Annotated in this window: 22 protein-coding genes; all 22 read left to right on the forward strand. The window is 37.8% G+C overall.

Translation table 11 applies throughout. The features are described from left to right. Positions 1-13: 13 nt before the first annotated feature. The 22 genes from ftsY to tsf all read left to right on the forward strand — a co-directional run bounded on the left by ftsY (position 14) and on the right by tsf (position 20,375). On the forward strand, positions 14-1,003 hold the full coding sequence (ftsY, locus tag AC22L0_RS17510) for a signal recognition particle-docking protein FtsY (protein WP_000007655.1): 990 nt from the start codon (positions 14-16) through the stop codon (positions 1,001-1,003). Between the two features lie 133 nt (positions 1,004-1,136). Then, positions 1,137-1,469: a putative DNA-binding protein gene (locus AC22L0_RS17515; protein ID WP_000891062.1), complete on the forward strand. Its 333-nt coding sequence runs from the start codon at positions 1,137-1,139 to the stop codon at positions 1,467-1,469. Between the two features lie 12 nt (positions 1,470-1,481). After that, a complete protein-coding gene (ffh, locus tag AC22L0_RS17520; RefSeq protein ID WP_000863460.1) occupies positions 1,482-2,831 on the forward strand; it encodes a signal recognition particle protein in 1,350 nt (449 codons plus the stop codon). A 101-nt stretch (positions 2,832-2,932) separates the two neighbouring features. Then, positions 2,933-3,205, forward strand: a complete 273-nt coding sequence (gene rpsP, locus AC22L0_RS17525) for a 30S ribosomal protein S16 (RefSeq protein ID WP_000268750.1) — start codon at positions 2,933-2,935, stop codon at positions 3,203-3,205. A 14-nt stretch (positions 3,206-3,219) separates the two neighbouring features. Continuing rightward, the gene (locus AC22L0_RS17530; RefSeq protein ID WP_000737401.1) at positions 3,220-3,447 is read left to right on the forward strand and encodes a KH domain-containing protein; all 228 of its coding nucleotides are present in this window, start codon (positions 3,220-3,222) and stop codon (positions 3,445-3,447) included. A 120-nt stretch (positions 3,448-3,567) separates the two neighbouring features. Next, on the forward strand, positions 3,568-4,083 hold the full coding sequence (rimM, locus tag AC22L0_RS17535) for a ribosome maturation factor RimM (RefSeq protein WP_087967416.1): 516 nt from the start codon (positions 3,568-3,570) through the stop codon (positions 4,081-4,083). Further along, positions 4,083-4,817 (forward strand): tRNA (guanosine(37)-N1)-methyltransferase TrmD, encoded by a 735-nt coding sequence (gene trmD, locus AC22L0_RS17540; RefSeq protein WP_000686903.1) that lies wholly within the window; start codon positions 4,083-4,085, stop codon positions 4,815-4,817. Before rimM ends, trmD begins: the two co-directional genes overlap by 1 nt. Before the next feature lie 146 nt (positions 4,818-4,963). Continuing rightward, entirely contained in the window at positions 4,964-5,308 is a 345-nt protein-coding gene (gene rplS, locus AC22L0_RS17545) for a 50S ribosomal protein L19 (protein WP_001186516.1), read from the forward strand. A 101-nt stretch (positions 5,309-5,409) separates the two neighbouring features. After that, entirely contained in the window at positions 5,410-5,961 is a 552-nt protein-coding gene (gene lepB / locus AC22L0_RS17550) for a signal peptidase I (protein ID WP_000711851.1), read from the forward strand. Between the two features lie 20 nt (positions 5,962-5,981). Next, positions 5,982-6,872, forward strand: a complete 891-nt coding sequence (gene ylqF, locus AC22L0_RS17555; RefSeq protein WP_000236702.1) for a ribosome biogenesis GTPase YlqF — start codon at positions 5,982-5,984, stop codon at positions 6,870-6,872. A gap of 56 nt (positions 6,873-6,928) precedes the next feature. Next, positions 6,929-7,702, forward strand: coding sequence for a ribonuclease HII (rnhB, locus tag AC22L0_RS17560; protein WP_001193513.1), 774 nt, complete (start codon positions 6,929-6,931; stop codon positions 7,700-7,702). A gap of 194 nt (positions 7,703-7,896) precedes the next feature. Beyond that, entirely contained in the window at positions 7,897-9,057 is a 1,161-nt protein-coding gene (gene sucC, locus AC22L0_RS17565; RefSeq protein WP_001020791.1) for an ADP-forming succinate--CoA ligase subunit beta, read from the forward strand. A 19-nt stretch (positions 9,058-9,076) separates the two neighbouring features. Next, entirely contained in the window at positions 9,077-9,979 is a 903-nt protein-coding gene (gene sucD, locus AC22L0_RS17570; protein ID WP_000115178.1) for a succinate--CoA ligase subunit alpha, read from the forward strand. Positions 9,980-10,066: 87 nt separating this feature from the next. Continuing rightward, complete coding sequence (gene dprA, locus AC22L0_RS17575; RefSeq protein ID WP_000818039.1) at positions 10,067-10,936, forward strand: DNA-processing protein DprA; 870 nt, start codon at positions 10,067-10,069, stop codon at positions 10,934-10,936. Between the two features lie 144 nt (positions 10,937-11,080). After that, positions 11,081-13,159 carry a type I DNA topoisomerase gene (gene topA / locus AC22L0_RS17580; RefSeq protein ID WP_087967420.1) on the forward strand — a complete coding sequence of 693 codons (2,079 nt, stop codon included), beginning with the start codon at positions 11,081-11,083 and terminating at the stop codon, positions 13,157-13,159. A 48-nt stretch (positions 13,160-13,207) separates the two neighbouring features. Then, entirely contained in the window at positions 13,208-14,512 is a 1,305-nt protein-coding gene (gene trmFO / locus AC22L0_RS17585; RefSeq protein ID WP_000213002.1) for an FADH(2)-oxidizing methylenetetrahydrofolate--tRNA-(uracil(54)-C(5))-methyltransferase TrmFO, read from the forward strand. A gap of 65 nt (positions 14,513-14,577) precedes the next feature. After that, positions 14,578-15,477 carry a tyrosine recombinase XerC gene (xerC, locus tag AC22L0_RS17590; RefSeq protein ID WP_001101241.1) on the forward strand — a complete coding sequence of 300 codons (900 nt, stop codon included), beginning with the start codon at positions 14,578-14,580 and terminating at the stop codon, positions 15,475-15,477. Positions 15,478-15,519: 42 nt separating this feature from the next. Beyond that, positions 15,520-16,062, forward strand: coding sequence for an ATP-dependent protease proteolytic subunit HslV (gene hslV, locus AC22L0_RS17595; protein WP_000526272.1), 543 nt, complete (start codon positions 15,520-15,522; stop codon positions 16,060-16,062). A gap of 22 nt (positions 16,063-16,084) precedes the next feature. After that, positions 16,085-17,476, forward strand: a complete 1,392-nt coding sequence (gene hslU / locus AC22L0_RS17600) for an ATP-dependent protease ATPase subunit HslU (protein ID WP_000550087.1) — start codon at positions 16,085-16,087, stop codon at positions 17,474-17,476. 77 nt (positions 17,477-17,553) lie between these two features. Beyond that, positions 17,554-18,333, forward strand: a complete 780-nt coding sequence (codY, locus tag AC22L0_RS17605; RefSeq protein WP_000421290.1) for a GTP-sensing pleiotropic transcriptional regulator CodY — start codon at positions 17,554-17,556, stop codon at positions 18,331-18,333. Positions 18,334-18,682: 349 nt separating this feature from the next. After that, positions 18,683-19,384: a 30S ribosomal protein S2 gene (gene rpsB / locus AC22L0_RS17610; RefSeq protein ID WP_000111485.1), complete on the forward strand. Its 702-nt coding sequence runs from the start codon at positions 18,683-18,685 to the stop codon at positions 19,382-19,384. Positions 19,385-19,487: 103 nt separating this feature from the next. Then, positions 19,488-20,375 (forward strand): translation elongation factor Ts, encoded by an 888-nt coding sequence (tsf, locus tag AC22L0_RS17615; protein ID WP_001018578.1) that lies wholly within the window; start codon positions 19,488-19,490, stop codon positions 20,373-20,375. The last annotated feature ends 7 nt before the right edge of the window (positions 20,376-20,382 follow it).

The following is a 20,382-nucleotide window of genomic DNA, read 5'->3' on the forward strand; positions in this document are numbered from 1 at the left end:
AGGATGGGAAAGTATGAGTTTTTTTAAAAAACTAAAAGAAAAAATTTCAAAACAAACGGATACAGTTACAGAGAAATTTAAACAAGGATTAGAAAAAACGAGAAATTCATTTGCGGATAAAGTGAATGATTTAGTGTATCGTTACCGTAAAGTGGACGAAGATTTCTTCGAAGAGTTAGAAGAAATTTTAATCGGTGCAGACGTTGGCGTTGCGACGGTAATGGAATTAATTGACCAATTGAAAGAAGAAGTACAACGTCGTAACATTCAAGATCCAAAAGAAGTACAAGCTGTTATTTCAGAAAAACTAGTAGGAATTTACAAAGGTGACAGCGATTTTAGTAACGAAATTAATATGCAAGAGGACCAATTAACGGTCGTTTTATTTGTTGGTGTTAATGGTGTAGGAAAAACGACGACAATTGGTAAACTGGCGCATAAGTTTAAATCAGAAGGTAAGTCAGTCCTATTGGCGGCAGGAGACACATTCCGTGCTGGAGCGATTGAACAATTAGAAGTATGGGGCGATCGCGTTGGTGTAGAAGTGATTAAACAAGGATCTGGATCTGATCCAGCGGCGGTTATGTATGACGCTGTACAAGCAGCGAAAGCACGTAAGGTAGATGTATTACTATGTGACACAGCAGGACGCTTGCAAAATAAAGTGAACTTAATGAAAGAGTTAGAGAAGGTGAAGCGTGTAATTGAGCGTGAAGTACCAGGTGCTCCTCATGAAGTATTGCTTGTTATTGATGCAACAACAGGACAAAACGGTTTAAGCCAAGCGAAAACATTCCGTGAAGCAACGAATGTAACTGGTATTGTTTTAACGAAGTTAGATGGAACTGCTAAAGGTGGTATTGTATTAGCGATTCGTAACGAAATGGATGTACCGGTGAAGTTTGTTGGATTAGGAGAGCAAATGGATGACTTGCAGCAGTTTGATCCAGAACAATATGTGTATGGTTTATTTGCGAACTTAGTAGAAACAGAAGAAGTATAAGCGAAAGAAGCGGTATTTCCGCTTCTTTTTCTATAAAAAATATATGATGTTAAGAAAAAAACTTGACACTCTTTTGGACTACATGTAAACTAATTCATGTAAAGGGAAATCACTTAACAAAGGATGATCCAACATGCTCGAAAAAACAACGAGAATGAACTATTTATTTGATTTTTATCAATCGTTGTTAACGCAAAAACAAAGAAGTTATATGTCGCTTTATTATCTAGATGATTTATCTCTTGGTGAAATTGCGGAAGAATTTGATGTAAGTCGCCAAGCCGTGTATGATAACATTAAACGGACTGAAGCGATGCTTGAAGAATATGAAGAAAAATTAGTATTACTTCAAAAGTTTCAAGAGCGACAGCGACTTGTTGCAAAGCTAAAACAGCTAATCAGCGAAGAAGAGCATGTGAATGAAGAAATGAAACAAGTTGTTGAAGCTATCGAAAAATTAGATTAGGAGGGCGGCAATATGGCATTTGAAGGATTAGCCGACCGACTTCAACAGACAATGCAAAAAATCCGCGGCAAAGGAAAAGTTTCTGAAGCCGATGTGAAAGAAATGATGAGAGAAGTTCGTCTAGCTCTTTTAGAAGCGGATGTTAACTTTAAAGTAGTAAAAGATTTTGTGAAGCGTGTGTCTGAACGTGCTGTCGGACAAGATGTAATGAAAAGTTTGACACCTGGACAACAAGTAATTAAAGTTGTACAGGAAGAACTTACAGAACTTATGGGCGGAGAGCAAAGCAAAATTGCTGTTGCTAATAAGCCACCGACTGTTATTATGATGGTTGGTCTGCAAGGTGCGGGTAAAACAACGACGACAGGTAAGCTTGCGAATTTGCTTCGTAAAAAGCATAATCGTAAACCGATGCTTGTTGCAGCGGATATTTACCGTCCAGCAGCGATTAAACAGCTTGAAACATTAGGGAAGCAATTGGACATGCCTGTATTTTCTTTAGGAGATCAAGTAAGTCCTGTTGAAATTGCGAAACAAGCGATTGCAAAAGCAAAAGAAGATCATCACGATTATGTTTTAATCGATACAGCGGGTCGCCTGCATATTGATGAAGAATTAATGGATGAATTAGCGAAAGTGAAAGAAGTTGCGAAACCGGATGAAATTTTCCTTGTTGTCGATGCGATGACGGGGCAAGACGCGGTAAATGTTGCACAAAGTTTCCATGAACAGTTAGGTTTAACAGGTGTTGTATTAACGAAATTAGATGGTGATACGCGCGGTGGTGCTGCATTATCTATTAAGGCTGTAACAAACACGCCGATTAAATTTGCTGGTATGGGTGAAAAACTAGATGCAATTGAAGCGTTCCATCCAGAGCGTATGGCATCCCGTATTTTAGGGATGGGCGATGTCTTAACGTTAATTGAAAAAGCGCAAGCTACAGTTGATGAAGAGAAAGCAAAAGAACTTGAGCAAAAAATGCGTACGCTTTCGTTTACGCTTGACGATTTCCTAGAACAACTTGGACAAGTGCGCCAACTTGGGCCGCTTGATGAATTGTTAGGAATGCTTCCTGGTGCAAATAAAATTAAAGGGCTGAAAAATGCGCAAGTTGATGAAAAACAAATTGGGCATATTGAGGCAATTATTCGTTCTATGACTAAATTAGAACGAGAACAACCGGAAATAATCAATGCTAGTCGCAAAAAGCGCATTGCCAAAGGTAGCGGTACAACTGTACAAGAAATCAATCGTCTAATTAAGCAATTCGATGACATGAAAAAAATGATGAAGACGATGACGGGAATGCAAAAAGGTAAGAAAAAAGGACTAGGTGGATTGAAGTTTCCATTCATGTAAGGAAAAAAAGATGGCTCTGTTAAGAAAAAATACTTTACAAAGCAATAGTCTTTTTGCTAATATAATTATCTGTGTGAAATAAATTCGGAGGTGCTTTATAAATGGCAGTTAAAATTCGTTTAAAACGTATGGGAGCTAAAAAAACTCCTTTCTATCGTGTAGTTGTTGCAGATTCTCGTTCTCCTCGTGACGGACGTTTCATTGAGGAAATCGGAACTTACAATCCAGTTGCTCAACCAGCTGAAGTTAAGATCAACGAAGAAGCAGCATTAAAATGGTTAGGAAATGGTGCTAAACCATCTGATACAGTTCGTAACTTATTCTCTAACCAAGGTATCATGGAGAAATTCCACTTATCTAAACAAGGTAAGTAATTGAGGCAATGACTATGAAGAAGTTAGTCGAGACGATTGTCAAGCCTCTTGTCGATTATCCTGAAGATGTAAAAGTTACACAGGAACTTTGCAACGGAGAGATAAAGTATCGATTAACTGTACATCCTGAGGATGTTGGAAAAGTCATTGGAAAGCAAGGGAGAGTTGCGAAAGCGATTCGAATGCTCTTGTATTCAGTGGGACATCATAATGATGAAAAAGTAACACTGGAAATTCAATAAACGTAAAAAGGGCGAGGAGTTATTCCTCTCCCTTTTTTAACATTTAAATAGAGATTGCATGTTCCATCTGCGAAATGGAGATGCTTAATTTATATAGAAACCAGGGGTGACATACTATTTATGACAAAATGGTTTAACGTAGGGAAAATTGTAAATACTCATGGCGTAAGAGGAGAAATCCGTGTTATTTCTCGTACTGATTTTCCAGAAGAGCGATATAAAGTAGGAAACATGCTATACATATCGAATGAGAAAGGCACAGACTATCTTCCGGTGAAGGTAACTTCTCATCGCCAACATAAGACATTCGATTTATTAACATTTGAAGGATATAACAATGTAGATGAAGTAGAGAAGTTTAAAGGTTCTTTAATAAAAGTACCAGAAGAGCAGTTAGGCGAACTTGCTGAAGGTGAATACTACTATCATGAAATTATTGGTTGCAGTGTTGTAACGGAAGAAGGAGAAGCGCTAGGGACAATCAAAGAGATTCTATCTCCTGGTGCAAATGATGTTTGGGTAATTAAACGCCCGAAGGGTCAAGATCTCTTAATTCCTTATATCGATGATGTTGTACTTCAAGTTAATATTGAAAATAAATTAGTAACCATTCATGTAATGGAAGGGCTGCTATAATGAAAATTGATATTTTAACGTTGTTCCCAGACATGTTTACCGGTGTATTTGGATCTTCTATATTAAAGAAGGCGCAAGAAAAAGAAGCGGTAAACCTTCGTGTTGTTAACTTTCGTGATTATACAACAAGTAAGCATAATAGCGTAGACGATTATCCTTACGGCGGAGGAGCTGGTATGGTGCTTACTCCTCAGCCTATTTTTGATGCTGTAGAGGATTTGACGAAAGAGACAGAGCGTAAGCCGAGAGTTGTCTTAATGTGTCCGCAGGGCGAAAGATTTACGCAGAAGAAAGCGGAAGAGCTTGCAGGGGAAGAACATTTAATCTTCGTATGTGGGCATTATGAAGGATATGACGAACGAATTCGTGAGCATCTCGTAACGGATGAGATTTCTATTGGTGACTATGTATTAACGGGCGGAGAATTAGCCTCTATGGTTATTACTGATAGTGTGGTACGTCTCTTGCCAGGTGTGCTAGGAAATCATGCTTCACAAGTAGAGGATTCGTTTAGTACAGGTTTATTAGAGCATCCTCATTATACACGTCCAGCTGATTTTCGTGGTATGAAGGTACCGGATGTATTAATGTCAGGGAATCATAAAAACATTGATGAATGGCGACATAAGGAATCTTTGCGCCGAACGTATACGCGTAGACCTGATTTATTAGATGAGAGAGAGCTATCTAAACAAGAGAAAAAATGGCTTGAGGAAATAAAGCGAGAGCAGTAATAACTTCATATATTTGCTATTGCAACAGGCCTAGTAATATGCTATTATAACATTTGTGCTACTGAAATCAGTAGCCGTATTAACGATGTTCCGCTGTAATTTATTAAGACTTTATAAGAGCATCTGTTTAAAGGAGAGAATTTAATATGCAACAATTAATCGCAGAAATTACAAAAGGCCAATTAAAAACTGACCTTCCTTCATTCCGTCCTGGTGACACTTTACGTGTACACGTAAAAGTTGTTGAGGGAACTCGTGAAAGAATTCAGCTTTTCGAAGGTGTTGTAATTAAACGTCGTGGTGGCGGAATCAGTGAAACATTCACAGTTCGTAAGATTTCTTACGGTGTAGGTGTTGAGCGTACATTCCCAGTTCACACGCCAAGAATCGCGAAAATCGAAGTACTTCGCCGTGGTAAAGTACGTCGTGCTAAGTTATACTACTTACGTAACCTTCGCGGTAAAAAAGCACGTATTAAAGAAATTCGATAAGACATGTATGGGAGCTTGTAAATGCACAAGCTCCCTTTTTCCAATCTATATGAAATTTTGGTATAATACGAGCAGTTTACATAACCGTGGAGGGGAAATGCATGAAAAAAGAGAAGAGTTCACTTTGGGAATGGATTAAAGCAATTTTGATTGCTGTTGTATTAGCTGGTGTTATTAGACAGTTTTTCTTTGCGCCAATTCTCGTAGACGGGGTATCGATGGCACCTACTTTACATGATCGTGATCGAATGATTGTGAATAAAATTGGTTATCACATTGGAGATCCAAAACGCTTTGATATTATCGTATTTCGAGCAACAGAAGATAAAGATTACATTAAGCGCATTATAGGCCTGCCAGGCGATGAAATAGAGTATCGTAATGATAAACTGTATATTAACGGAAAGGCTTATGAGGAGCCGTATTTAGACAAGCAGAAAAAGCAAATTGCTGACGGACCGCTTACATATGATTTTAATCTTGAAGAAATGACAGGCAAGAAAACCGTTCCAAAAGATCAATTATTTGTTTTAGGTGATAATCGTCGTTTTAGTAAAGATAGCCGTTCAATCGGTACGATTTCAATGGATCAAGTAATTGGTAAAGCTAATATGTTATATTGGCCGTTAGAAGACGCACGTATTGTGAAATAAATGAAAAAGAAGGTGGCAACATGGTAATTCAATGGTTTCCAGGGCATATGGCGAAGGCTAGACGCCAAGTAACGGAGAAATTAAAATTAATTGATGTTGTAATTGAACTTGTAGATGCTCGATTACCATTATCATCTCGAAACCCAATGATTGATGAAATCATTACACATAAGCCAAGGCTTGTTGTTTTAAATAAAGCGGATATGGCAGATGATCGTTTAACAAAACAATGGATCGCATATTTTAAAGAAAAAGGCCATATGGCAATTTCAATTAACGCACAAGCTGGACAAGGTATGAAGGAAATTGCAGCAGCTTGTAAAGTGCTTGTTAAAGAAAAATTTGATAAAATGGTTGCAAAAGGTATTAGACCGAGAGCGATTCGTGCATTAATTGTAGGTATACCAAATGTTGGTAAATCTACATTGATTAATAAATTGGCAAAGAAAAATATTGCTAAAACAGGAGATCGTCCAGGTGTGACAACAGCTCAACAATGGATTAAAGTTGGGAAGGAAATGGAATTGTTAGATACACCAGGTATTCTGTGGCCTAAATTTGAAGATCAATTAGTGGGTCTTCGCTTAGCGACAACGGGTGCAATTAAAGATTCAATTTTAAATTTACAAGATGTAGCTGTTTACGCATTACGTTTTATGGAGAAACATTATCCAGAACGCTTGAAAGAACGCTATAATTTAAATGAGATTCCAGAAGATATTGTGGAATTATTCGATGCAATTGGAAAAAATAGAGGCTGCTTAATGGGCGGCGGAATGATTGATTATGATAAGACATCTGAGCTTGTGCTTCGTGAGCTTCGTGGTGGCAAACTTGGAAAAATGACGTTTGAAACACCGGAAGAGTTTGCAGAGCAAGTAGAAGATGTGGAAAAAATAGAAGAAGTATAAGACGTGCGTTTGTGCGTCTTTTCTTTTTGGATATGTTTAAAAAGGAGCTTGTATAAATGCAAACTATAACGATAAAAGAAGCAGAAAATGTATTGAAAGAAATTATGAATGAAGAAGATGATCGCTTTCAACTGTTAATGAAAGATGATCGAAAAGGTGTTCAAAAGCTCGTTTTGAAGTGGTATAAACAAAAAGAGTTAGAACAGAAAGAAAAAGAGAAGTTTTTTGAAATGTCCAAGTATGAAAATGCTTTGCGTGAAAAAGGGGTCACATATATCGCGGGTATTGATGAAGTAGGGCGCGGGCCATTGGCTGGGCCTGTTGTGACGGCAGCTGTCGTTCTTCCTGAGGATTTTTATATTCCAGGGTTAAATGATTCGAAAAAGTTGAGTGAAGCGAAACGTGAGCGTTTTTATGATGAAATAAAAGTACAAGCAATTGCAATTGGAGTAGGAATTGTATCGCCGCAAGTTATTGATGACATTAATATTTACCAAGCAACGAAACAAGCGATGTTAGATGCAGTTGCGAATTTATCTTGTACACCCCAACATTTATTAATTGATGCGATGAAACTTCCTACACCAATTCCGCAAACATCAATTATTAAAGGTGATGCGAAAAGTGTTTCGATTTCAGCCGCATCCATTATCGCAAAAGTAACGAGAGATCGTATGATGAAAGAACTGGGAGAGAAGTATCCTCAATATGGATTTGAGCAACATATGGGATATGGCACAAAGCAACATTTAGAGGCAATTCAAGTGCATGGAGTATTAGATGAACACCGAAAGTCATTCGCGCCAATTAAAGATATGATTCAAAAATAAGCTGTAAATATACAGCTTATTTTTTTATTTTGGCATATAAACATTACTATTTCCGAAAAAGAATAAAGCGATTTCAGTTTTCTGACACTTTATTGTAGACAGCGTGCCAATCATCTTATACAATGGCAATGTAATGTTTTTTAAACATTAAAAAACTTTTCGAGTAAAACAGGAAAACAGGGGAGGATGGGACCATGAATATCCATGAGTACCAAGGTAAGGCAGTCCTTAGAAGCTATGGGGTTAGCGTTCCGAACGGGAAGGTTGCATTTACAGTAGAAGAAGCTGTAGAAGCGGCGAAAGAATTAGGAACAGATGTATGTGTAGTGAAAGCACAAATTCACGCTGGTGGACGCGGCAAAGCTGGCGGAGTAAAAGTTGCAAAAAATTTAGATGAAGTTCGTACATATGCAGAAAGCATTTTAGGAACTACACTTGTGACACATCAAACAGGTCCTGAAGGTAAGGAAGTAAAACGCTTACTTATCGAAGAAGGTTGCGATATTAAAAAAGAATATTATGTAGGTCTAGTTTTAGATCGTGCAACTTCTCAAGTTGTTTTAATGGCGTCTGAAGAAGGCGGAACAGAAATTGAAGAAGTAGCAGAAAAAACACCTGAAAAAATCTTTAAAGAATATATTGATCCAGCAGTAGGCTTACAAGGTTTCCAAGCGCGCCGAATCGCATTTAACATCAATATTCCAAAAGAGCTTGTAGGACAAGCTGTGAAGTTTATGATGGGCTTATACCGTGCGTTTATCGAAAAAGATTGCTCTATCGCTGAGATTAACCCACTTGTTACAACAGGTGAAGGTAAAGTTATGGCATTAGATGCAAAATTAAACTTTGATTCTAATGCATTATATCGCCATAAAGACATTTTAGAGCTTCGTGATCTTGATGAAGAGGATTCAAAAGAAATTGAAGCTTCAAAATACGACTTAAACTACATTCCTTTAGATGGAAATATCGGTTGTATGGTTAATGGTGCAGGTTTAGCGATGGCTACAATGGATATCATTAAACATTACCACGGTGACCCAGCTAACTTCTTAGATGTTGGTGGCGGTGCAACTGCAGAAAAAGTTACAGAAGCATTCAAAATTATCCTTTCTGACAAAAATGTAAAAGGTATCTTTGTTAACATTTTTGGTGGCATTATGAAGTGTGATGTTATTGCAGAAGGTGTTATTGAAGCAACGAAACAAGTAGGTCTTGAGTTACCTTTAGTTGTACGTCTTGAAGGTACAAACGTAGAACTAGGTAAGAAAATTTTAAATGAGTCTGGCTTAAATATTGTTGCAGCAGAATCTATGGCAGACGGTGCACAAAAAATTGTTTCACTAGTGGGCTAATAGAAAGCGGGGGAGAAAAATGAGCGTATTAGTTAATAAAGATACAAAAGTTATTGTTCAAGGTATTACAGGTTCTCAAGGTTTATTCCATACAAAACAAATGATTGAATACGGTACGAAAATTGTCGGTGGTGTAACACCAGGTAAGGGCGGCACTGATATTGAAGGTGTACCAGTATTTGATACAGTAGAAGATGCAGTGAAAGCAACAGGCGCAAACGCTTCAGTTGTATACGTTCCACCCGCTTTTGCGGCAGATGCAATTATGGAAGCTGTTGATGCAGAAATTGATTTAGTAGTATGTATTACTGAAGGGATTCCTGTATTAGATATGGTAAACGTAAAGAGATATATGGCGGGTAAACATACACGTTTACTTGGACCAAACTGCCCAGGTGTAATCACACCGGATGAATGTAAGATTGGTATTATGCCAGGATATATTCATAAAAAAGGTCATGTTGGTATCGTATCTCGCTCTGGTACATTAACGTATGAAGCTGTACATCAGTTAACACAAGAAGGTATTGGCCAATCTACTGCTGTAGGTATCGGCGGAGACCCTGTTAACGGTACAGACTTTATTGATGCTTTAAAAGCATTTAATGAAGATGAAGAAACACATGCTGTAATTATGATTGGTGAAATCGGCGGTACAGCAGAAGAAGAGGCAGCTGAATGGGTAAAAGCTAATATGACAAAACCTGTTGTAGGCTTCATTGGTGGTCAAACAGCGCCTGCTGGCAAACGTATGGGCCATGCTGGTGCAATCATTTCTGGCGGTAAAGGAACTGCTGCTGAAAAGATTAAAACAATGGAAGCTTGTGGTATTAAAGTAGCTGAAACTCCAGCAGTTATGGGAGAAACGCTAATCTCTGTTTTAAAAGAAAAAGGTTTATTTGAGACTTGTAAAAACTATTAATCTGTTGAAAGACACCTTCTTACTTGAGGGTGTCTTTTTAGACTTTTTCTGTTTACATAATAAAAATTATGGGTAAGGAGAATCAAGATGAAAAGAGAGAGATTATTACATCTTCATTACTTGCTAGCAGATTATTGGAAAGCGATGGAGAGGCTACTATATGTCGATCCAGAATTAGAGAACATATATAATTTTAACGAAAAACAAATGGAACACTACACTGGAATATCCTCGAAAAAATCTTCAGAACTAGTAAAATTTCTTCAAAGTTCAAATCTTCCGCAATATATATCTTATTTAGAGAAAAATCGTATTTTTTATATAACGATATGGGATGAAAATTATCCGCAATTATTACGTGAAATACAAGACCCTCCCTTCGTTTTATATGGAAAAGGAGAGAAAGATTTCCTGAATAAAGTAAATAAATTAGCAGTTGTTGGAACGAGAGAACCATCATTATATGGTCATGAGAGTTTGAAGTTTATTTTACACCCTTTATTAGAAAGAGAGTGGCTTATTGTCAGTGGGTTTGCAAAAGGGATAGATACAATGTCTCATGAGATTACAGTAAGGCATCATTGCCCGACTATTGCGATATTAGGGCATGGATTGTCTTTTATGTATCCGAAAGAAAATAGACCTTTATATGAAATGTGGAAGGAATATATATTGTTATTGACAGAGTATCCGCCGCACTATGCACCGAAAAAATGGTATTTTCCAAAAAGAAACCGGATTATTAGTGGTATAAGTAAAGGTGTTTTAGTTGTAGAAGCGAAATCGAGAAGTGGAACACTTATTACTGCGGACCTTGCGTTAGAGCAAAGTAGAGAGGTATTTGCGCTTCCTGGACCTATATTTATAGAGGGGGCATCGGGAACGAATCATCTTATTCAGCAAGGAGCAAAACTAGTAAGGAATGCAGAAGATATCTTGGAAGAGATTTTAAATTAACCTTATATTTTTATGTTTTTATTAAACAATTATTGACAAATGGTAGATTGGCACTGTATGGTATATTCATTCTTGATTGACAAAAACAAGAGAAATCAATAAGATTAATGAAGACTTGAATCCACCTCTTAAGGAGGCACTAGCATGTCAGATTACCTCGTAATCGTGGAGTCGCCTTCTAAGGCGAAGACCATTGAGAAATATTTAGGGAAAAAATACAAAGTTGTCGCGTCTATGGGACATGTTCGCGATTTGCCAAAAAGTCAAATGGGGATAGAAGTAAAGAACAACTTCACCCCGAAGTATATTACCATTCGTGGTAAAGGTCCCGTCTTAAAAGATTTAAAATCAGCGGCCAAAAAAGCAAAGAAAGTCTATCTCGCGGCCGATCCAGACCGTGAAGGGGAAGCGATTGCTTGGCATTTAGCGAATACGTTAAATGTGGACGTTGAATCAGATTGTCGGGTTGTGTTTAATGAGATTACGAAAGATGCGATCAAAGAATCATTTAAACATCCTCGTGCAATTAATATGGATTTAGTGGATGCACAACAAGCAAGACGTATACTTGATCGTCTTGTTGGTTACAATATTAGTCCTTTATTATGGAAGAAAGTAAAAAAAGGATTAAGTGCAGGACGTGTACAATCTGTAGCAGTTCGTTTAATCATCGAGCGTGAAAGGGAAATTCAAAACTTTGAACCTGAAGAATTCTGGACAATTAAAACAGAATTTGTAAAAGGAAAAGACACATTTGAAGCAAGCTTTTACGGTGTAGATGGTGAAAAAGTTCAATTAACAAATGAAACGCAAGTGAATGAAATAATTGAACAGATGAAAGACAATGCGTTTTCAGTTGAAAATGTAACGCGCAAAGAGCGAAAACGTAACCCTGCATTACCGTTTACAACATCTTCCTTGCAACAAGAAGCAGCCCGTAAGTTAAACATGCGAGCAAAGAAAACAATGATGCTTGCACAGCAATTGTATGAAGGGATAGATCTTGGAAAACAAGGAACTGTAGGTCTTATTACGTATATGAGAACTGATTCAACACGTATCTCAGAAACAGCTCAAACAGAGGCTCGTACTTACATCACTGAAGCGTATGGTACGGAATACATAGGAACAGAAAAGAAGAAAGAAACGAAAAAGTCAAATGCACAAGATGCGCATGAGGCAATTCGTCCTACTTCGGTAATGAGAAAGCCAGAGGAACTAAAAAGTTTCTTAGGTCGTGATCAACTTCGATTATATAAATTGATTTGGGAGCGATTTGTTGCAAGTCAAATGGCGTCTGCTATAATGGATACTGTGACAGCGAGACTCATTAATAACAATGTTCAGTTCCGTGCAAGTGGATCGATTGTAAAGTTCCCGGGATTTATGAAAGTGTATGTAGAGTCAAAAGATGATGGTGCTGAAGAAAAGGATAAGATGTTGCCGCCTTTAGAAGTAGGGGGAACTGTATTTTCAAAGGATTTAGAACCAAAGCAACATTTTACACAACCTCCTCCGCGCTATACAGAGGCTCGCCTAGTAAGAACACTTGAAGAACTTGGAATTGGAAGACCGTCGACATATGTACCTACACTTGAAACGATTCAAAAGCGTGGGTATGTAGGCTTGGATAATAAACGCTTCGTTCCGACTGAACTTGGTGAAATAGTAATTGAACTTATTTTAGAGTTTTTCCCAGAAATTATTAACATTGAATTTACTGCCAATATGGAGCAAAGCCTTGATGAAGTAGAAGAAGGAAATGCGAATTGGGTAAAAATTGTTGATGATTTCTACGTAGGTTTTGAACCGCGTTTAGAAAAAGCGGAAAAAGAAATGCGTGAAGTGGAAATTAAAGATGAACCAGCTGGGGAAGATTGTGAATTATGTAATCACCCAATGGTCTTTAAAATGGGTAAATACGGGAAATTTATGGCTTGCTCGAATTTCCCAGATTGTCGTAATACAAAGCCGATTGTGAAAGAAATCGGTGTTACTTGTCCAAAGTGTGATAAGGGTCAAATTATTGAACGCCGTAGTAATAAAAAGAAACGTCTTTTCTATGGGTGCGGTACGTATCCGGAATGCGACTTTGTATCTTGGGATAAGCCAATTGGTCGTAAGTGTCCGAAGTGCGAAGGCATGCTTGTAGAGAAAAAGTTGAAAAAAGGCGTGCAAGTACAATGTATTTCGTGCGATTATGAAGAAGAACAACAAATGTGAGCGTAACTGCTCACATTTTTTTCGGGAAGAAAAGGAAAGGTGATATAAATGACAACACAAGTAGTAAACGTCATTGGCGCAGGTCTTGCAGGAAGTGAAGCAGCTTATCAAATTGCAAAACGTGGTGTCCAAGTTAGATTATATGAAATGAGACCGGTAAGGCAAACGCCAGCTCATCACACAGATAAATTCGCTGAATTAGTATGTAGTAACTCACTTCGTGCAAACACTTTAACAAATGCAGTTGGAGTTATTAAAGAGGAAATGCGCTTAATGGATTCTGTAATTATTCGTGCGGCGGATGAGTGCTCTGTACCAGCTGGAGGCGCTTTAGCTGTAGACCGTCATGAGTTCGCAGCTAAAGTAACAGAATACGTAAAGAACCATCCAAATGTAACTGTAATGAATGAAGAAATTACAGATATTCCAGAGGGACCGACAATTATTGCTACAGGTCCATTAACATCTCCTGATCTTTCTGCAAAATTGAAAGAATTAACAGGAGAAGATTATTTCTACTTCTATGATGCTGCAGCCCCAATCGTAGAAAAAGACAGCATTGACATGAATAAAGTATATTTAAAATCGCGTTATGACAAAGGTGAAGCTGCATATTTAAATTGCCCAATGACAGAAGAAGAGTTTGATCGTTTTTATGAGGCTCTAATTGCTGCTGAGACAGTGCCTTTAAAAGAGTTTGAAAAAGAAATTTTCTTTGAAGGTTGTATGCCAGTAGAGGTTATGGCAAGTAGAGGGAGACAGACGTTAGTATTTGGACCTATGAAACCTGTTGGATTGGAAGATCCAAAAACAGGGAAAACGCCATATGCTGTTGTTCAGTTACGTCAAGATGATGCAGCGGGAACTTTATACAATATCGTAGGTTTCCAAACACATTTAAAGTGGGGACCGCAAAAAGAAGTGTTACAGTTAATTCCAGGATTAGAAAATGCAGAGATTGTACGTTATGGTGTAATGCATCGTAATACGTTTATTAATTCACCTAATTTGCTTCGTCCAACATATCAATATAAACAACGGGATGATTTATTCTTCGCTGGTCAAATGACTGGAGTAGAGGGATATGTTGAATCGGCAGCATCAGGATTATTAGCAGGAATTAATGCTGCGCGTCTTGTGCAAGGTGAAGAGCCAGTTGTATTACCGCCAGTAACTGCGATGGGTAGCATGGCAAATTACATTACGGCAACGAACGCTAAAAACTTCCAACCGATGAATGCGAACTTCGGTCTATTTGCTCCGTTAGAGAAGAAGATTAAAAAGAAAGCAGAACGAAATGAAGCGTACGCAGCACGCGCTTTAGAAACGATTCGAAATTTTGTAAATATTTAGTTAAATTTCTTGCAAAGGCTACTAAGTTGTGATACGATTTAGTAGCCTTTATTGAGGTGAGTTGTGTGAATGTGAAGAAATTGTTACAATTATTCGTTGGATATTTACAAATTGAAAGAAATTATTCAAAATATACAATTGCAAGTTATCAAAATGATTTAGAACATTTTGTGCAATTTATGGAACGAGAAGGCATATCCTCTTTTTTAGACGTTACATACGCGGATGTTCGTTTGTACTTAACGACGTTGCACGATGAGAAGTTAGCCCGTAAATCTGTCGCAAGAAAAGTATCAAGCTTACGAAGTTTATATCGTTTTTTGATGCGTGAAGGTTATCGAAAGGATAATCCGTTTGCACTTGCGTCACTCCCCAAAAAAGAATTGTCAATCCCAAAGTTTTTATATGCTGAAGAGTTAGAGGAATTATTTGAAGTTTCTGACACAGAAACACCATTAGGTCAAAGGAATCAAGCTTTGTTAGAGTTGATGTATGCGACTGGGATCCGTGTGAGTGAATGTGTCAATTTACAACTTACCGATATTGACTTTGCGGTGGGAACAATTTTAGTAATGGGAAAAGGAAAAAAACAAAGGTATATTCCGTTCGGAAGCTATGCGCAAGATTCTTTAATTACTTATATAGAGAATGGGAGAAAACAGTTAGTTAATAAGACTGACGAAGACTCTCATATGGTATTTTTAAATGCGAAAGGTAAACCGCTAACAAGTCGTGGAGTTCGTTATGTTTTAAATGAACTCATTAAAAAGGCTTCGCTGACAATGCGGATAAGTCCCCATATGTTAAGGCATACATTTGCTACACATATGCTAGATGAAGGGGCGGATTTACGTACTGTACAGGAGTTATTAGGCCATGAAAATTTGTCGACGACACAAATTTATACGCATGTCTCTAAAGAAAGATTGCGTTCTGTTTACATGAAGCATCACCCGCGGGCATAAATTGCTTTAAAAGCTATAAAAACAAATAAAGGAGTTTTTTCTATGGGAAATTTCCACGCTACAACGATATTTGCAGTTCATCATAATGGAGAATGTGCAATGGCTGGAGATGGCCAAGTGACAATGGGAAATGCTGTTGTAATGAAACATACAGCTCGTAAAGTTCGTAAACTTTTCCAAGGTAAAGTTTTGGCTGGTTTCGCAGGATCAGTTGCTGACGCATTTACTCTTTTTGAAATGTTTGAAGGGAAATTAGAAGAGTATAATGGCAACTTGCAGCGTGCTGCTGTTGAAATGGCCAAACAATGGCGTGGCGATAAAATGTTACGTCAGCTAGAAGCAATGCTCATTGTCATGGATAAAACAACTATGCTCCTTGTTTCAGGTACAGGAGAAGTAATTGAACCGGATGATGGTATTTTAGCAATTGGATCTGGTGGGAATTATGCACTTTCTGCAGGTCGTGCTTTAAAGCAATATGCAAGTGAACACTTAACAGCGAAGCAAATTGCGAAAGCGAGTTTAGAGATTGCTGGCGATATTTGTGTTTATACGAATCACAACATAATTGTTGAAGAATTGTAGAATCGTAAGGGAGGCATTTTATATGCATTTACATTTTACTCCGCGCCAAATTGTGGAAAAATTAGATCAATACATCATCGGTCAAAAAGACGCAAAGAAAGCGGTTGCTGTAGCGTTGAGAAATCGATATCGTCGCAGTAAATTAGCTGAAAATTTACGTGACGAAATTGCACCTAAAAATATCTTAATGATTGGACCGACAGGTGTTGGGAAAACAGAGGTAGCACGACGAATGGCGAAACTCGTTGGAGCACCTTTTATTAAGGTTGAGGCTACAAAATTCACAGAAGTTGGATATGTGGGTAGAGATGTAGAGTCGATGGTACGTGACCTAGTGGAAACATCGGTTCGTATCGTAAAAGAAGAAATGGTAGTGAAAGTTCAAGATAAAGCCGAAGAGCAAGCGAATCAACGTCTTGTTGAAATTTTAGTGCCGAGTCCAGAGAAACAATCTGGATTCAAAAATCCATTAGAGATGCTTTTTGGAGGCACTCAAAATTCGAATCAAACGTCTGATACACAAGAAGATGTTGAAATCGAAAAGAAGCGTCAAGATGTGGAGAGAAAGCTTGCTGCAGGGCTTCTTGAAGACGAAATTGTATCGATTGAAGTGACTGAACAACAGTCTTCCATGTTTGATATGTTACAAGGAACTGGCATGGAGCAAATGGGAATGAATTTCCAAGATGCGCTAGGAAGTTTTATGCCGAAAAAAACGAAAAAACGTAAACTTTCTGTAAAAGAAGCAAGAAAACTCTTGACAAATGAAGAGGCACAGCGCTTAATTGATATGGATGAAGTTACACAAGAGGCTGTTTATCGTGCTGAACAGCTCGGGATTATTTTTATCGATGAAATTGACAAAATTGCTGGTAAGCAGTCGAATAGCGTAGATGTATCACGTGAAGGTGTGCAACGTGACATTTTGCCGATTGTAGAAGGGTCGAATGTTGCGACAAAATACGGATCAGTAAAAACGGATTATATTTTATTCGTTGCAGCTGGAGCGTTCCATATGTCTAAACCGTCGGATTTAATTCCGGAATTGCAAGGGAGATTTCCGATTCGAGTAGAATTAACAAAATTATCGACAGACGATTTTGTTAAAATACTAATCGAGCCTGACAATGCGTTAATTAAACAATATATGGCATTATTAGCGACTGAAGGTATAGAAATTGAATTTTCAGACGAAGCTATTCGTAAGATTGCTGAGATTGCTTATCAAGTTAATCAGGATACAGATAATATTGGAGCAAGAAGACTTCATACGATTATGGAGAAGCTCCTTGAAGATTTATCGTTTGAAGCATCTGAAATTACGTTAGAGAAAATAACGATAACACCTCAATACGTTGAGGAGAAATTAGCAACAATTGCTAAAAATAAAGATGTGAGCCAGTTTATTTTGTAATAGTGTCATCAGGTGACTCGCCCTAGTTTCCAAGTGATGAAAAAATATGTGAGTAACATGTAGGAGGAACTTTTGAAATGGAATTATTAGCAAAAACGAGAAAATTAAATGCGTTATTACAGAGCGCAGCAGGGAAGCCTGTAAACTTTAGAGAAATGTCTGACACAATGTGTGAAGTAATCGAAGCAAACGTATTCGTAGTTAGCCGTCGTGGTAAATTACTAGGTTATGCAATTCACCAACAAATCGAAAACGAACGCATGAAGCAAATGCTTGCAGAACGTCAATTCCCAGAAGAATATACACAAAGCTTATTCAACATTACAGAAACATCTTCAAACTTAGATGTGAACAGTGCTTACACAGCATTCCCAGTAGAAAACAGAGAATTATTTGGTCAAGGTTTAACTACAATCGTACCAATCGTTGGTGGCGGTGAGCGTCTAGGTACATTAGTATTAGCTCGTCTTGGTCAAGAGTTCTTAGATGATGATTTAATCCTTGCTGAGTACAGCTCAACTGTTGTAGGTATGGAAATCTTACGTGAAAAAGCAGAAGAAATCGAAGAGGAAGCACGTAGTAAAGCTGTTGTTCAAATGGCGATCAGCTCATTATCTTACAGTGAGTTAGAAGCAATTGAGCACATCTTCGAAGAATTAAATGGAACAGAAGGTTTACTTGTTGCAAGTAAAATTGCTGATCGCGTAGGAATTACTCGTTCTGTAATCGTAAATGCACTACGTAAATTAGAAAGTGCTGGTGTTATTGAGTCTCGTTCTTTAGGTATGAAAGGAACATACATTAAAGTGCTAAACGACAAGTTTCTACAGGAACTTGCTAAATTAAAAACAAACTAATTTATAAAAAACTCTCCTCGATTGAGGAGAGTTTTTTATGTGCAATGGATAGATGGTGCTTGTGAAAAGTGTCATAAGCGTGTTTTCTGGGAAAACTATTAATTGTATTTATTTTTTTTGCTTAAAAGAAATGAAGGTTGGTAATACTAGAATTCGAGTATGAACAAAGAAAGTTTTACATTGTTCGCATTTTCGACTTGATTGTAATATTTCAGTATGATATAGTAAGCAGTGGTGTCAGTACAAAGTACACACGTTTACTGATTTAAGTGTTGGTGCTACGTTTGTAGTTTCGCTTAGAGATGAAGTAAACGGAGGATATCAAAAACCATTTAGGAGGAACTATATTATGTCAGTAATTTCTATGAAGCAATTGCTTGAAGCTGGTGTTCATTTCGGACATCAAACTCGTCGTTGGAACCCAAAAATGAAGCGTTACATTTTCACAGAGCGTAACGGTATCTACATCATCGACTTACAAAAAACTGTGAAAAAAGTTGAGGAAGCTTACAGAACGATGCGCGACATCGCTGCTGAAGGCGGAGACATCTTATTCGTAGGTACTAAAAAACAAGCACAAGAAGCTATTAAAGAAGAAGCAACTCGTGCTGGTATGTACTTCGTTAACCAACGTTGGTTAGGCGGAACTTTAACAAACTTCCAAACAATCCAAAAGCGTATCAAGCGTCTTAAAGACATCGAAAGAATGCAAGAAGATGGTACTTTCGAAGTACTTCCTAAGAAAGAAGTTGTTCAACTTAAAAAAGAGTTAGAGCGTCTTGAGAAATTCTTAGGCGGTATTAAAGATATGAAAGGTCTTCCAAGTGCATTATTCGTAGTAGACCCTCGTAAAGAGCGTATTGCAGTTGCTGAAGCACGCAAATTACACATTCCAATCATCGGTATCGTTGATACAAACTGTGATCCAGACGAAATCGATCACGTTATCCCAGCAAACGATGATGCAATTCGTGCTGTAAAACTTCTTACATCTAAAATGGCAGACGCGATCCTTGAAGCAAAACAAGGTGAAGAAACTGTTACTGCGTAACAAAGTTGGAAAGGTGATAAGGGGTTCGGCCTTTTATCACCTTTTTTAAGGTATAAACACCTTTATAAAAGGTATAAATACATATTTTAGGAGGATGAAAAGTATGGCAATCACTGCTCAAATGGTAAAAGAATTACGTGAAAAAACTGGCGCAGGTATGATGGACTGCAAAAAAGCTTTAACAGAAACTAACGGCGACATGGAGAAGGCAATTGACTTCTTACGTGAAAAAGGTATTGCGAAAGCTGCTAAAAAAGCTGACCGCATTGCTGCTGAAGGTTTAACTTTCATCGAAACAAACGGTAACGACGCTTTAATCTTAGAATTAAACTCTGAAACTGATTTCGTTGCGAAAAACGAAGGTTTCCAAACACTAATTAAAGAATTAGCTGCTCACTTATTAACTAACAAACCAGCTAACGTTGAAGAAGCTATGGCTCAAACAATGGAAAACGGTAAAAAAGTTGAAGAGCACATCAACGAAGCAATCGCTAAAATTGGTGAAAAACTTACACTTCGTCGTTTCGAAATCGTATCAAAAACTGATGCAGATGCATTCGGCGCTTACCTACATATGGGTGGACGCATTGGTGTATTAACAGTTCTTGAAGGTTCTACTGATGAAGCTGCTGCTAAAGATGTTGCAATGCACATCGCTGCAGTTAACCCTAAATACATCGACCGCGATGCTGTAACAGCTGAAGAAGTTGAGCATGAGCGTCAAGTATTAACACAACAAGCATTAAACGAAGGCAAGCCTGAGAAAATCGTTGCAAAAATGGTTGAAGGCCGTTTAGGCAAATTCTTCGAAGAGATTTGCTTACTTGACCAAGCATTCGTTAAAAACCCTGATATGAAAGTTCGTCAGTTCGTTGAGTCTAAAGGCGGAACATTAAAAGGATTCGTTCGCTACGCTGTTGGTGAAGGTATCGAAAAACGCGAAGACAACTTTGCTGAAGAAGTAATGAACCAAGTAAAAGGTAGCAACTAATACAGAT

It is taken from the genome of Bacillus sp. LQ01 (assembly GCF_057624735.1).